We start from the raw sequence: 13,280 nt of genomic DNA on the forward strand, positions 1-13,280 counted from the left end.
TTTCAGGTGCGGTCACGTGTCCGGAAGCCAAAATCCGGCCTCTCCCCCGTGTGAGGCTGTCCTCGCGCTCCCTCGCGCCTGCGTGACCTGCAAGGGCTTCGCGGGGTTTCAAGAGGTAACATCCGTTCAGATGACCTTGAGGTGAGGGCGTCTGTCGGCAACTCCCTGCTGAGCTCTCGGCATTTGGCTGCCGGTTCCATCGATGGAACCGCGTGCGGCCCTTTTGTTCGTCCCCGAAATTTCGAATTTGCGCCCTTCGACACGCATTCGAAGGGACATCTATCATGGCAAAGGCAACAGGACTGCTCCGTCGCGAGTTTCTCCTGGGCGCGGCGGGCGCCCTCGCAACCCCCTACATCGTCACCCCGGCACAGGCAGGCCAGACGGACGAGCGTCGCCTGCGCTTCCACAATCCGCATACCAACGAGAATTTCGACGCGGTCTATTTCGCGAAGGGGCAGTATGACGACGACGCGATGCGCGAGTTCTACCGGATCGCCCGCGATTGGCGTCAGGAAAAAGAGGTGAAGATCGACAACCGCACGGTCAACATCGCCTACAACATGCAGAACATGCTCGAGCAGAGCACGCCGCTGATGCTGGTGTCGGGCTATCGCACGCCCAAGACGAACCGTCTCGTGCATGGCGCGACGCATAGCTACCACATGCGGGGCGAGGCGCTCGATCTGACGCATCCGCATGTCTCGACCAGCACGCTGCACAAAGTGGCTCTGCGCATCCGTGGCGGCGGTGTCGGCTACTATCCGAGCGAGCATTTCGTGCATGTCGATTGCGGCCCGGTCCGCACCTGGCGCGGCTGAACGCAGACCTTCGAAAGACCATCGGCGCGGCGCGCGGTTTCCCTGCCTTCACGGGATCGAAACGAGGGCAGGGCGCCGCGCCGCGCTGACGCGCCGGCACCCCCGGCGGTTCCATCTCCTCGCGAAGTTTTCACGAAAAATTAGTGCCTCGCGCCACTCGTGCCCTAGGTGGAGAGCGGCCAACCAGCGCCGCGCGAGCGCTCACCGATGAAACGGCGAGGAGGAATTCATGAAATTGAAAATCAACGGCAAGTCCGTCGACGTGCAGTCCGGCCCGGACACCCCGCTCCTTTGGGTGATCCGCGATGAGCTTGGCATGACCGGCACGAAATTCGGCTGCGGGATCGCACAATGCGGCGCCTGTTCGGTGCTGCTTGATGGCACGGTTCAGCGCAGCTGTGTCCTGCCCGTCAGTGCCGTCGGCGACAGCGAAGTGACCACCATCGAAGAGATCGAGAACGACCCCGTCGGCAAGCGTGTCGTCGAGGCCTGGGTCGACAAGGAAGTGCCGCAATGCGGCTATTGCCAGTCGGGACAGGTGATGGCGGCGACCTCGCTGCTGAAGTCGAACGACAAGCCCACCGAAGATGACATCACGGCAGCTATGACCAACCTGTGCCGCTGCGGCACCTATAACGCGATCAACGACACGATCGCCTCGATTGCCGGTACCGATGCAGCGAAAGCGGGGGACGCGCAATGAACGACCACGATCCCAAAATCTCCGATCCCGGCTACCCGACCGGCGCGCCCGAGAACGTCTCGCGCCGCCGCTTCCTGCTGGCCTCGGCTGGCATCACCGCGGGTTCGCTCGTGCTGGGCTTCGGCCTGAGCGTCGCGCCCAACAAAGCCGCGGCCGCCGCCGCGAAGGACATGCCGCCCGGCTCGAACGTTCCGGCCTTCCTCGAGCTGCGCAAAGACGGCAAGGTCCGCCTGCTGAGCCCGTTCAACGAGGGCGGCCAAGGTGTCTTCACCGCGATGGCGCAGATCGTGGGCGAGGAAATGGACGTGGCCCCCGATAGCTTCATTGTCGAGAACGCGCCTGCGGGCAGCGATTACCTCGTGGTCTATGGCAAGATGCGGATCACCGGCGGCTCGATGTCGGTGCGCACCAGCTACGACACGATGCGCAAGCTCGGTGCGGCGGCACGGCAGATGATGCTCGAAGCGGCGGCGAAGAAGCTTGACGCGCCGGTCTCTGACCTCTCGACCGAGCCGGGCAAGGTGGTCCACAAGGCCTCCGGCAAGTCGCTGGGCTATGGCGAACTGGCGGGCGATGCGCTCGACCAGGAGGTGCCGAGCCCCGACTCCGTGACGCTGAAAGACCCGAAAGACTTCAAGTGGATCGGCGAGCCGGTGAAACGCGTCGATGTCTACGAGAAATCGACCGGCAAGGCGATCTATGCGATGGATGCCAAGGTCGACGGCATGCTCCACGCCGCCGTCCAGCACGCGCCGCGTCTGGGCCTGAAGCCCGGCGACATCAGCAACCTCGATAAGGTGAAGGGCATGGCCGGCGTCATGTCGGTGCACAAGCTCGACGGGGCGGTGGCTGTCGTGGCCGAGCGCTTCTGGGATGCGAAAACGGCGGTCGAAGCTGCCAAGGTCGACTGGCAGGAGCCGAGCGAGGACGAGAAGTCCAAGATCCGCTACATGCCCGCCGATTTCTCGACCGAGGAGTTCGCCAAGCAACTGGCCAATACCAAGGGCGACGGCACCGAGGCCGAGAGCGAGGGCGACATCACCTCGGGCTTCGAGGGCGCGGCCAAGACGGTCGATGCGACCTATCAGAGCCAATATCTGCACCACGCCCAGATCGAGCCTGCCTCGACGCTGGCGCGGTTCAACGAGGATGGCACGCTCGACATCTGGCTGCCCAATCAGGCGCCCGAGCAGTTCCAGGCTCAGATCGCGGATGCGGCCGGGATCAAGCCTGAGCAGGTGAAGGTCAACTCGCCGATGCTCGGTGGCTTCTTCGGGCGGCACTTCCTCTATCCGGCGGCGAACCCCTTCCCGCAGGCGGTCCAGCTTGCGAAAGAGGTCGGCAAGCCGATCAAGGTGATCTGGACGCGCGAGCAGGAGTTCCTGCGCGATCCGCTGCGCCCGATGGCAGCGGTGCGCTTCCGTGGTGCGCTGGACGAGCAGGGCATGCCGGTGGCGCTGGAGGCGATCTCTGCCTGTGAAGGCCCGACCGAGGCGCTCAACGGCCACAACCCCGACAAGGTCGACGCGATGGCCGTCGAAGGGCTGACCGGCAAGAGCTACGCGATCCCGAACCGCCGCATTGCGCAGAACTTTGTCGAGAACCCGACCTCGCTCGCCTATTGGCGTTCGGTCGGCCATTCGATGAACGACTTCTTCTATGAAGCCTTCCTCGATGAGATGGCCGATGCGGGCGGTCAGGACCCCTATGAGCTGCGCATGAAGCTGCTCGAAGGGAACGAGCGTCTGACCAATCTGCTCAAAGCCGTGGGCGATCTGTCGGGCGGCTGGAAGCGCGGTCCCTTCGATGCCGAGGACGGCACTCGCCGCGCCCGTGGTGTCGCGATGGCGTCGCCCTTCGGCAGCGAGGCGGCGGCGATTGCCGAAGTCTCGATTCAGGACGGTCAGATCGTCGTGCATGACATCTGGGACGTGCTCGATCCGGGCAGCATCGTGAACCCGGCGATCATCAAGGCGCAGATCATGGGGGCCGCGACGCTCGGCACCTCCGAGGCGCTGATCGAAGAGGTCGCCTACAAGAACGGCGAGCCGACCGCGCGCAACTTCGACTACTACCCGATCCTTGGTGGGGCGCGGGCGCCGCGCATCCATGCGAAGGTGATCGAGAGCGGCGCGAAGATGGGCGGCGTGGGCGAGCCGCCGCTGCCCGCCGTGCCGCCGGCGATCGCGAATGCGGTCTCGGTGCTGACCGGGCAGCGCGTGCGTTCGATGCCGATGGACAAGCTCGACCTGAAGAAGGGCTGAGCCCGTCCAGACGGAGAGAATTGGGGGAGGCGGCGCGATCCGCCTCCCTTTTCAGTCCTGCGGGGCGACCGCCTTGCGGGCAAGCGCGATGAACTGCGCGGCCTCCTCCTCGCTCAACCCTTCCAGGATTTCCGCCTGCAGCCGCGTCACCACGGGCCGCGCGCCCTCCAGTGCGGCTGCCCCCTCGGGCGTCAGATGCAGGCTGCGCGCGCGCCGATCCGTCTCGCTGACGGCCCGCGCGACAAGCCCCTTCTGCACCAGCCGCTTCACCACGTCGCCGATCGTCGCGCGGTCATAGGCGATGCGCGCGGCCAGCTGCGCCTGATCCATTCCCGGCTCACGCGACAGAGCGTCGAGCGCCGCGAATTGCACCGAGGTCAGTTCCACCGGGGCGTCCTTGATCCGCTTCTGGAACACCGCCGTCGAACGCTGGTTCAGCCGCCGGATCAGGTGGCCGGGCATGGTCTCAAATTCGTTCGGCATGGGATGCGCTCCGGGTCTTCTGTGATTTAGGTAAGTGTACTTACTATATTGACGCCGCGCCAGCCTTTCCGCTAATGATAAGTATACATATCAATTGGGAGGGCGCGCTATGCAGTTTCATCTGAACGGGTTCACTACCGGCGATCCGGCCATCGCGCCGCGTCATCCGCAGGCGGGGGAGACGCTCGACACGGTCGATGTGCTGATCGTCGGCTGCGGCCCGGCAGGGCTGACCCTTGCGGCGCAGCTTGCAGCCTTCCCCGAGATTTCCGTGCGCATCACCGAGCGCAAACCCGGCCCGCTCGAAGTCGGGCAGGCGGATGGCATCGCCTGCCGCTCGGTCGAGATGTTCGAGGCCTTCGGGTTCGCCGAGAAGGTGATGAAAGAGGGTTATTGGGTGAACGAGGTCGCCTTCTGGCGGCCCGGTGCGCAAGGCGAGGGGCTGCAACGGGCCGACCGGATTCAGGACGTGGCCGATGATCTCTCAGAGATGCCGCATGTCATCCTCAATCAGGCGCGGGTCCATGATTTCTACCTCGAGAAGATGCAAAACGGTGCACGCCGTCTGACCCCGGATTACGATCGCGCGCTGACCACGCTCACCCGCACCGACGATCCCGATTACCCGCTCGTCGCGACATTCGACTGCCTCGATGCGCCGGGCGAGACCGAGACGATCCGCGCGCGCTATGTCGTCGGCTGCGACGGTGCGCGCAGCACGGTGCGCAAATCCATCGGGCACGAATTGCACGGCGAATCCGCGCGCCAGCTTTGGGGCGTGATGGATGTGCTGCCGGTCACCGATTTTCCCGATATCCGGCTCAAGGCGGCGATCCAGTCGGCAACCGAGGGCAGCATCCTGATCATCCCGCGCGAGGGCGGCTATCTGGTGCGGCTCTATATCGAGCTCGACGCGCTGCATGGCGACGAGCGCGCCGCGGATCGCAATGTCAGCGCCGAGATGCTGATCGAGAAGGCGCAGGCCATCCTTGCCCCCTATACGCTGGAGGTTAAGGAGGTCGCGTGGTGGTCGGCCTATGAGATCGGCCAGCGTGTGTGCGACGGGTTCGACGACAGCGACAGGGGCGGGAACGGCGCGTCCGAGCCGCGTATCTTCATCGCGGGTGACGCCTGCCACACCCATAGCCCGAAGGCGGGGCAGGGGATGAACGTCTCGATGGCCGACACGTTCAACCTCGGCTGGAAAGTGGCCGCCGTGCTGCGCGGACAGGCGCGGCCCGAGCTTCTGCAGAGCTATTCGGAGGAGCGGCAGGCCAAGGCGCAGGAATTGATCGATTTCGACCGCGACATGGCGCGGCTGTTCAGCGCGAAGCCGCAGACCAAGGAGGAAGAGGCGCAGTTTCAGGCCTATTTCCAGAAGCACGGGCGCTATACCGCCGGGGTCGAGACGCAATACGCGCCGGGGCTTCTGATCGGCGACGCGGCGCATCAGGCGCTGGCCGCCGGGCAGATCGTGGGCAAGCGCTTCCACTCCGCGCCGGTGGTGCGTTTGGCGGATGCGAAGCCGGTTCAGCTGGGACATGCGTTCAAGGCGGATGGGCGCTGGCGGCTTCTGGCGTTTGCGCCGACGGAAGACACCGGCGAGGCGGGCGGGGCGATCGCGCAGCTATGCGACCGGCTCGATGGGCCGGAGGAGCTGCTTCATCGCTTCACGCCGGAGGGCACGGATATCGACAGCGTCATCGACCTGCGCGCGGTCTTCCAGACGCCCCATCGCGAGATGCGCATCGAGGCACTGCCCGCGCTCCTGCGTCCCAAGAAGGGGCGCTACGGGCTGGTCGATTACGAGAAGGCCTTCTGTCCCGCCGTCACCGGCCCGGACATATTCGATCTGCGCGGCATCAACCGGGCGCAGGGCGCCTTGCTGGTGCTGCGGCCCGATCAATATGTTGCGCAGGTCTTGCCGCTCGATGCGGTGGATGCGGTCGCGGATTTCTTCGACCGCATCCTGATCCCGCAATCGGCAGGCTGAGGGCGCGTCAGTCGCGGTTCACCTGCACGACGCCGGTCATGTTCTCTGCGCCATGACCGGCCTCGCTGGCCCGCGCGAAGAGGCGTTTCGCGGCCTCGGTCATCGGCATCCGTGCGTCCCCGCCCTCGGCGATGGCATAGCGGAAGTCCTTCGAGATCAGATCGACCGGGAATTGCGGCGTGAAATCCGAGCGCTCCATCGTGCCGGTGATATAGGGCGCGTTCTGCGTCCAGATCGGGGTGGAGGACAGCGCCTCCAGCGCGAGATCGATATCCATGCCGCCGCGCTCCAGCATCGGAATGATCTCGGCCCAAGCGGCGACCTGAACGCCCAGCATCGCATTCGTCGCAAGCTTCATCCGCGCGCCCATGCCCCAGGTGCCGACATGGTGCTGCGCCTTGGCGAGCGGGTCCAGCACGTCATGCACACGGCCTGCGGTCTCGGCCTCACCGCCGAGGAAATAGACCAGCACACCGTTCTCGGCTTGCGGCAGGGTGCCCGAGACCGGCGCTTCGAGAAAGCGTCGCTGCTGCGCGGTGGCATAGCTGGCGAGCTCTGCCGCCCCCTCGGGCGTGATGGTCGAGCTTTCGATCGCAATGGCCTCTTCGGGCAGCCCGGCGAAGGCACCGGTCTCGGGGTCGCACCAGACCTCGCGCGAGACCTCGGTGTCGCGCAGCATCGAGATCGTGAACTCGGCCTGTGCTGCGGCGTCGCGCGGGGTGTCGGCCTGCGTGGCCCCGGCCTCGACGAGCGGCGCGCAGCGCTCCGGCGTCCGGTTCCAGACGATCAGATCGTGGCCCGCATCCATAAGGGTCCGCGCCATCCGCGAGCCCATCGCGCCCATGCCTAGAAATGCGATCTTTGCCATGCTCTGCTCCTGTTTGTGAGGGTGTTGCTGGCCGAATGCGAGGTGCCTTCGCGAAGTTCCGGGCGTGGTGCGCACATCCCGGTGACCGGGCCGATTTCAGACGCGGCCGCGTTCGTTTGCGAGAAAACGTGAGGGGATATTGAACGCGCATCCCGCGGCCTTTGTTCCTTGACGATAACGTGCGGTAGCGGGCGGTTGCTGGCCCCGACTGCGGCCCTACCGTCAACCTACGCCACCCCGAATGCGTGAAAGCGTCACGATTATGACGAAGGCAGCCACGACCCGACCGCTCCATCCGCGCGATTGCGCGGGGATTGAGGGTCACTGCGCATGGCTGTTGCTTACGCTCCGTTTTTAGCCCCGGGAGGAGGATGCCATGAGCCTCGACCGCAGACATTTCCTGATCGCCCTGGCAGGCACCGTGCCACTTGCAAGTTTGACACCCGGTTTCGCCCGCGCCGCCGATAGCGCCGCGCCCAGCGATGCCTTTCTTTCCGTGAGCCGCGCGATCTGCGGCAATGACAGCCTCTCGAAGGAAACCGCCGCGCGGATCGAGAAGCTTCTGGCCGGCGCCGATGCAGGCTTTGCCGGCAAGCTGGACGGCCTCGCAAAAGCGTTCGACGGCAAGGACCGCGCCGCCGCGATCGACGGGCTGAGCGACGACCAGACCACCTTCGCGCTGAACATCGCGAAGCCGTGGTATCTCGGGTTCACCGGCTCCCCCTCCGCGCGCATCCTGAAAGACGATGCTGAATTCGCGACCTTCCTCGAGGCGCAGGCCCTGACGAAGGTGAGCGACATCGTACCCCTGCAGACTTACCCCTCCGGCGGGGCAGGCTGGTGGGAAGCGGTGCCCGAAGGTGTCGATGCCTCGGACCTTCCCGAGGAGGCCACGAGCTGGGAGTACCAGCCGAAATCCAGCTACGAGCTGCAAGTTCCCGATCCGGCATGGCTGGCCTATGCCAAGGGCGAGGCCGACAGCGTCGACGCCGCCCGCAAAGCGCAAGGCGCGGACAGCGGAGACGGCTCCCGAGGTGCCAGTGGCTCGCCGAACCCCGCATCCAATTCCGACTCCCAGCAGGAGGCACAGTAATGGCTGATTTCGATGCAGACGTGATTGTGGTCGGGTCGGGCTCGCTCGGCGGTCTGGCCGCGCAGCAGATCGCACAGGCGGGCCATTCGGTGATCGTGCTGGAGGCAGGCCCCGACATCCCCGATTGGAAAGTCACCGAGAACTGGCGCAACTCGCCGCGCAAGAACAACTTCAACGATCCCTTCGGCGATGTGCCCTATGCGCCCAACAGCTTCACGCCGGGCTATGTCGATCCGCATCTGACCGGCGGGCTGGATGTGTTTCCCGGCACGCTGCGGGTGTTGGGCGGTACGTCGCGGCACTGGACGGCGGCGACGTGGCGGCTCTTGCCCGAGGACATGGCAATGCACTCGACCTATGGCATCGCCGAGGACTGGCCGATCAGCTACGACGATCTGGAGCCCTTCTACACGCAGGCCGAATACGAGATCGGCGTGAACGGCCAGAAAGGCTTCGACGAGAGCGGTCTGGGCAAGGGCGAGACCTATCCGCCGCGCTCGAAACCCTATCCGCTGCCGCCCGAGGCGAAACCCTATGCGACCCAGAGGTTGCAGCAGCAGGTGGCGTCGATGGGGTTCCGCGTCGATATCGCGCCCTCGTCACGGCTGTCGCAACCCTACGATAACCGGCCCGCCTGTATCGGCAACAATATCTGCAACTGGAACTGCCCGATCGGTGCGAAGCATTCGGGCTATCACGTGGTTCAGAAGATCCGCGATCTGGGCGTCGAGATCCGCACGCAGGCCATCGTCGACAAGATCGAGACCGGCGACAACGGCAAGATCACGGCGCTCTCCTATATCAATCCCGAAGGCGACCGCACGCGACTGACCGCGAAGATGTTCGTGATCGCCGCGCATGGCTATGAGACGCCGAAGCTCCTGTTGATGAACGATCTCGCGAACAGCTCCGACATGGTCGGGCGGCGGCTGATGATCCACCCGACGATCGACATGACATGGCTTTCGCCCGAGCCCTACTGGACCGGGCGCGGCCAGAATATTCACGGTGCGATCATGCAGCGCCGCGCGCTTCCCGACCGCGACAAAGTGCCATCGACGCGCTACGACCTGCTCAATGCGCCACCCGAGGAAGGCATCGCCCAGGGGCTGTTGAAGGACGGCACGCTCGGCCCCGAGCTCGACGCGAAGATCCGCGACCACTCGGCCCGCGTTTTCACCGCCGAGGCGCTGACCGAAGACCTTCCCGATCCCGCGAACCGGATCGAGGTGAATCCCTCGTGGACCGACGCCGTGGGGCTGCCCGGCATCAAACTGACCTACAAGCTCTCGGATTACACCAAGGCGAACCTGCCGCGGCTGATGGAGGATTACGCGCGCTTTCTGCAGGCGACCGGCGGCACCCGCGTCTCCGCGCCCGAGAAGTTTATTTGCCAGCAGCACGTGATGGGCACGACAGTCATGGGCAGCAAGGCCGAAGAGGCGGTCTGCGACGCCGATCTGCGCTGTTTCGACCACGAGAACCTGTTCCTTGTGACGACCGGCGTGATGCCGACGGCGGGCGGGGTGAACCCGACGCTGACCGGCATGGCGCTTGCGATCCGTGCGGGCCAGACCATCGCGAAGGAGCTTTGAGATGCGTGTTCTGATCCTGGCCACCGCCGCCTTCGCCGCGATCTCCCCGCTTGCGGCGAATGCGCAATCGGGCTCCGATGCTTCGGCAGGCGAGCTCGTGAAGCGCGGCAAATACCTCGCCATCGCGGGGGATTGCTCCTCCTGTCACGCGGAGAATTTCTCGGGCGGCGAGAAGATCGAAAGCCCTATCGGCGCGATCTATGCGCCCAACATCACGCCCGACCAGAAGACCGGGATCGGCGACATGACCGAGACCGAATTCGAAGGCGCCCTGCGTCGCGGCAAGTCCGACACGTGGCTTTATCCCGCGATGCCTTACACCCATTACACCGGCCTGACCGATGCCGATGTGAAAGCGCTCTGGGCCTATTTCAAGCAGGTCAAACCCGTCGAGAACGAGGTGCCCGAGACCGATCTGGGCTTTCCCTTCGTGCGTCCGGCGATGATGGGCTGGAACACGCTGTTCCTCGACAAGGGCCATCCGCCCGGCGCGGTGGATGTCGCGGGCGATCAGCTTCAGCGCGGGCGCTATCTGGTGGAGACGCTGGAGCATTGCTCCTCCTGCCACAGCCCGCGCGGGACGCTGATGCAGGAGGATACCAGCAAACACCTCGCCGGGGGGATGCTGAACGGTTGGTATGCGCCGAACCTCACGCCGTCTGACAAAGGCGGTCTGGGCGACTGGAGCGAGGCCGATATCGTGGCCTATCTCAGCAAGGGCCGAAATGCGCACGCCGTCGCGGGCGGCGAGATGGGGCTCGTGGTCTCGCGCTCCACCTCGAAGCTGTCGAGCGACGACCTCACGGCGATTGCGAAATACCTGAAGGCTGTGAAGCCGGTCGACACGCAGCCCGAGGCCAGCGGACCCGACGGTCAGGCGACGCTCGACCTTGCCGCGCTCGAGGTGCCCAACGGCGATTGGCAATCCGTGGTCGGCCACGACACGACAGACGGGGCGACGCTCTATCAAGGTGCTTGTGCGACCTGCCACGGGATGAATGGGCAGGGGACCGCCGCGCCACCGCTGTCCGAGATCTCCGACGTGCGCGCGGCGAATGCGGCAAATGTCGTGCAGGTGATCGCGCATGGGATCAACATGCCGGGCGATGCGCGCCACGTCGCCATGCCGGGGTTCCAGCGCACGATGAGCGACGCGCAGATCGCTTCGGTTGCGAGCTATGTCCGCACCAATTTCGGCGGCGTCGACGGCGAGGTGACCAAAGGCAGCGTCGCCACTATCCTGAGCGGCAAGCAGCAGGTCAGTTGGATCATCGCGAACGCCGCGCAGCTGGCTTGGGCGGCGATCGCCGTGGCGGTGCTTCTGGTACTGGCGCTGATCGGTTGGGCCGTGATGCGGACGCGGCGCAGGGCCTGACGCCGCACCTCACGCGGCAGGCAGATCGACCCGCGTATGATGTCCGTCCGCGCGCATCTCGAAGCTGAGCGTGCCGCTCAGACGGGTCAGCGCGTCGTGCGCAATCGAAAGGCCGAGGCCAGAGCCATTCGCATCCGCGCCCTTGCCCTTGACGAATTTCTGCCCCGCCTGCTGCGCGATTTCGGGCGGCAGGCCCGGCCCGTGGTCGTGTATGTCGACCAAAAGCGCAGCGCCGGAGGTGGTCACGCTGACCTTGATCGCCGCGCCGTCCGGGCTCGCCTGCACCGCGTTCTCGATCAGGTTGCGCAGGGCGAGCGACAGAAGCAGCGGGTCGTCTTCCACCGTCGGCGCGTCCGGCGCGCTATAGAGTTCCAGCGTCACGCCGCGCCGCGTGGCCAGCCCCGCCAGATCGCCGAGCACCTGCCGCAGGAGCCCGTTCAGCTCCACCGACGTGGCACGCGCCTCGCGACTGTCCACCTGCGCCAGATCGAGAAGTTGGCGCACCATCCGGTCGGTCCGGTCCACCGAGGTCGAGATCGCGGCGAGCGCGTGTTCGCGCGTGTCGGTATCGGGCGCGTGGCGCGCGATATGGGCCTGCGTCTTCAGCCCGGCGAGCGGCGTTTTCATCTCATGCGCGGCATAGGCGATGAATTCCCTTTCGCGTCCGCGCGCCGCAGCCAGACGCGCCAGAAGGTCGTCGAGCGCGCCTGCGAGCGGGCGGATTTCGCGCGGCTGTCGCGCGGTGCCGGGCAGGGCGCGTAGATCCTCGCTCGGCCGCGCGTCCAGATCGCGGGCGAACCGATCGAGCGGTGCCAGACCGCGCGAGATCGCAAACCAGATCAGCCCCCACATCACCGGGAGGATCACCAGCGCGGGCCAGAGGAACCCCTCTATCACATCGCGCACCAGCCGGTTGCGCATCGCGAGACTGTCGCCCACCGTGACCTGCCCGCCCAGATCGGGATCGATGATCGTGTAGACCCGCAGGTCCTTGCCGTCGCGTGTCACATCGCGGAAGCCGGTCGCATCGGCGGGCACCAGCTGCGCGCGCGGCGCCCCGTTCGAGCGTCCGACGAGCCCTTGAGTGAAAGACCAAATCTGGCAGAATTGCTGATGTTCGTAACTCTCGTCATGCGACAGCGTGATCTGTGCGGGACCGTCCCGGTTCAGCGCAATCTGGTTTTTCGAGACCAGCGACGAGACCATCCGCGCCGCCTCCACCAGTCGCGCATCGAGCACCCGCGTCACCTCGGCGCGGGTGGAATTCTCGATCCAGAACATGGCGGACAGCCAGACGGCCAGCGTCGCGCCGGTGAGGATCAGGAAGAGGCGGAGGCGGAGCGAGATGGCGAGGTCTCCTCTGGGCGCAGGCGGTAGCCGATGCCGCGCAGGGTTTCGATGAAATCGCGCCCGAGCTTGGCGCGCAGATGGTGGATATGGACTTCGACGGCGTTGCTCTCGACTTCCTCATCCCAGCCGTAGAGCCGGTCTTCGAGGTCCGATTTCGCGAGCACCCGTCCGGGGCGTTCGGCCAGCGCCTGCAACACCGCGAATTCGCGGCGCGAGAGTTTCAGCGGCTGGCCGTTGAAGGCCGCGCTGCGGGTGCCGGGGTCGAGCTCGAGCCCGGCATGGGAAATCTGCGCCGCCGCCCGCCCGTCCGACCGACGCGAAAGGGCGCGCAGCCGGGCGGCCAGCTCGTCCAGATCGAAGGGCTTGCCGAGATAGTCATCCGCGCCTGCATCCAGCCCCGCGACCCGGTCCTCGACCTGATCGCGCGCGGTCAGCAGCAGGACCGGCAGCCCGGCGCGGCCCGCGCGCAATTCGCGCAGCAGATCGAGCCCGGAGCCATCGGGCAGCATCAGGTCCAGCACGAGCGCGCGATATTCCGCCCCCGCCAGCGCCGCGCGCGCATCTTCGAGGCAGGACACGACATCGGCGGTGAACCCGGCCATGCCGAGCCCGACCCGCAGGCCGTCCGCCAATATGCTGTCATCTTCGACGACGAGTATGCGCATCTTTTCTCCTTCGCGGCGGATACACCGCACGAATCTTAAGACTGACTTAAGCTTCGCCCGCGATCCGGCC

11 protein-coding genes are annotated in these 13,280 nt (G+C 65.8%); 7 read left to right on the plus strand and 4 right to left on the minus strand.

Features of this window, described 5'->3' with window-relative positions; translation table 11 throughout:
* Positions 1 to 284 precede the first annotated feature (284 nt).
* The 3 genes from AKL02_RS04790 (at position 285) to AKL02_RS04800 (ending at position 3,788) form a co-directional block, all read left to right on the plus strand.
* Positions 285 to 821: a YcbK family protein gene (locus AKL02_RS04790; RefSeq protein ID WP_078519844.1), complete on the plus strand. Its 537-nt coding sequence runs from the start codon at positions 285 to 287 to the stop codon at positions 819 to 821.
* A 229-nt stretch (positions 822 to 1,050) separates the two neighbouring features.
* Positions 1,051 to 1,524 (plus strand): (2Fe-2S)-binding protein, encoded by a 474-nt coding sequence (locus AKL02_RS04795; RefSeq protein ID WP_075776330.1) that lies wholly within the window; start codon positions 1,051 to 1,053, stop codon positions 1,522 to 1,524.
* Positions 1,521 to 3,788 carry a xanthine dehydrogenase family protein molybdopterin-binding subunit gene (locus AKL02_RS04800; protein WP_198453258.1) on the plus strand — a complete coding sequence of 756 codons (2,268 nt, stop codon included), beginning with the start codon at positions 1,521 to 1,523 and terminating at the stop codon, positions 3,786 to 3,788. Before AKL02_RS04795 ends, AKL02_RS04800 begins: the two co-directional genes overlap by 4 nt.
* A 51-nt stretch (positions 3,789 to 3,839) precedes the next feature.
* Here AKL02_RS04800 and AKL02_RS04805 read toward each other — a convergent pair whose 3' ends face one another.
* The gene (locus AKL02_RS04805; RefSeq protein WP_083079574.1) at positions 3,840 to 4,271 is read right to left on the minus strand and encodes a MarR family winged helix-turn-helix transcriptional regulator; all 432 of its coding nucleotides are present in this window, start codon (positions 4,269 to 4,271) and stop codon (positions 3,840 to 3,842) included.
* A 109-nt stretch (positions 4,272 to 4,380) separates the two neighbouring features.
* On the opposite strand from AKL02_RS04805, the gene AKL02_RS04810 reads away from it, so the two are divergent.
* Positions 4,381 to 6,264, plus strand: coding sequence for an FAD-dependent monooxygenase (locus AKL02_RS04810; protein WP_083079576.1), 1,884 nt, complete (start codon positions 4,381 to 4,383; stop codon positions 6,262 to 6,264).
* A gap of 7 nt (positions 6,265 to 6,271) precedes the next feature.
* Here the strand turns inward: AKL02_RS04810 and AKL02_RS04815 are convergent, their stop codons facing one another.
* The gene (locus tag AKL02_RS04815) at positions 6,272 to 7,132 is read right to left on the minus strand and encodes an NAD(P)-dependent oxidoreductase (protein WP_083079578.1); all 861 of its coding nucleotides are present in this window, start codon (positions 7,130 to 7,132) and stop codon (positions 6,272 to 6,274) included.
* Positions 7,133 to 7,508: 376 nt separating this feature from the next.
* On the opposite strand from AKL02_RS04815, the gene AKL02_RS04820 reads away from it, so the two are divergent.
* The 3 genes from AKL02_RS04820 to AKL02_RS04830 are packed head-to-tail and all read left to right on the plus strand — an operon-like array spanning position 7,509 to position 11,195.
* Positions 7,509 to 8,225: a sugar dehydrogenase complex small subunit gene (locus tag AKL02_RS04820; RefSeq protein ID WP_083079581.1), complete on the plus strand. Its 717-nt coding sequence runs from the start codon at positions 7,509 to 7,511 to the stop codon at positions 8,223 to 8,225.
* Positions 8,225 to 9,820, plus strand: a complete 1,596-nt coding sequence (locus tag AKL02_RS04825; RefSeq protein ID WP_083079583.1) for a GMC family oxidoreductase — start codon at positions 8,225 to 8,227, stop codon at positions 9,818 to 9,820. Before AKL02_RS04820 ends, AKL02_RS04825 begins: the two co-directional genes overlap by 1 nt.
* A 1-nt stretch (position 9,821) precedes the next feature.
* Entirely contained in the window at positions 9,822 to 11,195 is a 1,374-nt protein-coding gene (locus tag AKL02_RS04830) for a cytochrome c (RefSeq protein WP_083079584.1), read from the plus strand.
* A 9-nt stretch (positions 11,196 to 11,204) separates the two neighbouring features.
* On the opposite strand, the gene AKL02_RS04835 is transcribed toward AKL02_RS04830, so the two are convergent.
* Entirely contained in the window at positions 11,205 to 12,476 is a 1,272-nt protein-coding gene (locus AKL02_RS04835; RefSeq protein WP_083079585.1) for an ATP-binding protein, read from the minus strand.
* Positions 12,477 to 12,514: 38 nt separating this feature from the next.
* Positions 12,515 to 13,210, minus strand: a complete 696-nt coding sequence (locus AKL02_RS04840) for a response regulator (RefSeq protein WP_083079587.1) — start codon at positions 13,208 to 13,210, stop codon at positions 12,515 to 12,517.
* Positions 13,211 to 13,280 lie beyond the last annotated feature (70 nt).

Origin of the sequence: Thioclava electrotropha (genome assembly GCF_002085925.2) — a bacterium.
Lineage (GTDB): Bacteria > Pseudomonadota > Alphaproteobacteria > Rhodobacterales > Rhodobacteraceae > Thioclava > Thioclava electrotropha.

Excerpts from the sequence above, each read along its gene's own strand:
- AKL02_RS04790 (WP_078519844.1), top strand. The coding sequence starts at position 285 with ATGGCAAAGGCAACAGGACTGCTCCGTCGCGAGTTTCTCCTGGGCGCG.
- AKL02_RS04795 (WP_075776330.1), top strand. The coding sequence starts at position 1,051 with ATGAAATTGAAAATCAACGGCAAGTCCGTCGACGTGCAGTCCGGCCCG.
- AKL02_RS04800 (WP_198453258.1), top strand. The coding sequence starts at position 1,521 with ATGAACGACCACGATCCCAAAATCTCCGATCCCGGCTACCCGACCGGC.
- AKL02_RS04805 (WP_083079574.1), bottom strand. The coding sequence starts at position 4,271 with ATGCCGAACGAATTTGAGACCATGCCCGGCCACCTGATCCGGCGGCTG.
- AKL02_RS04810 (WP_083079576.1), top strand. The coding sequence starts at position 4,381 with ATGCAGTTTCATCTGAACGGGTTCACTACCGGCGATCCGGCCATCGCG.
- AKL02_RS04815 (WP_083079578.1), bottom strand. The coding sequence starts at position 7,132 with ATGGCAAAGATCGCATTTCTAGGCATGGGCGCGATGGGCTCGCGGATG.
- AKL02_RS04820 (WP_083079581.1), top strand. The coding sequence starts at position 7,509 with ATGAGCCTCGACCGCAGACATTTCCTGATCGCCCTGGCAGGCACCGTG.
- AKL02_RS04825 (WP_083079583.1), top strand. The coding sequence starts at position 8,225 with ATGGCTGATTTCGATGCAGACGTGATTGTGGTCGGGTCGGGCTCGCTC.
- AKL02_RS04830 (WP_083079584.1), top strand. The coding sequence starts at position 9,822 with ATGCGTGTTCTGATCCTGGCCACCGCCGCCTTCGCCGCGATCTCCCCG.
- AKL02_RS04835 (WP_083079585.1), bottom strand. The coding sequence starts at position 12,476 with ATGTTCTGGATCGAGAATTCCACCCGCGCCGAGGTGACGCGGGTGCTC.
- AKL02_RS04840 (WP_083079587.1), bottom strand. The coding sequence starts at position 13,210 with ATGCGCATACTCGTCGTCGAAGATGACAGCATATTGGCGGACGGCCTG.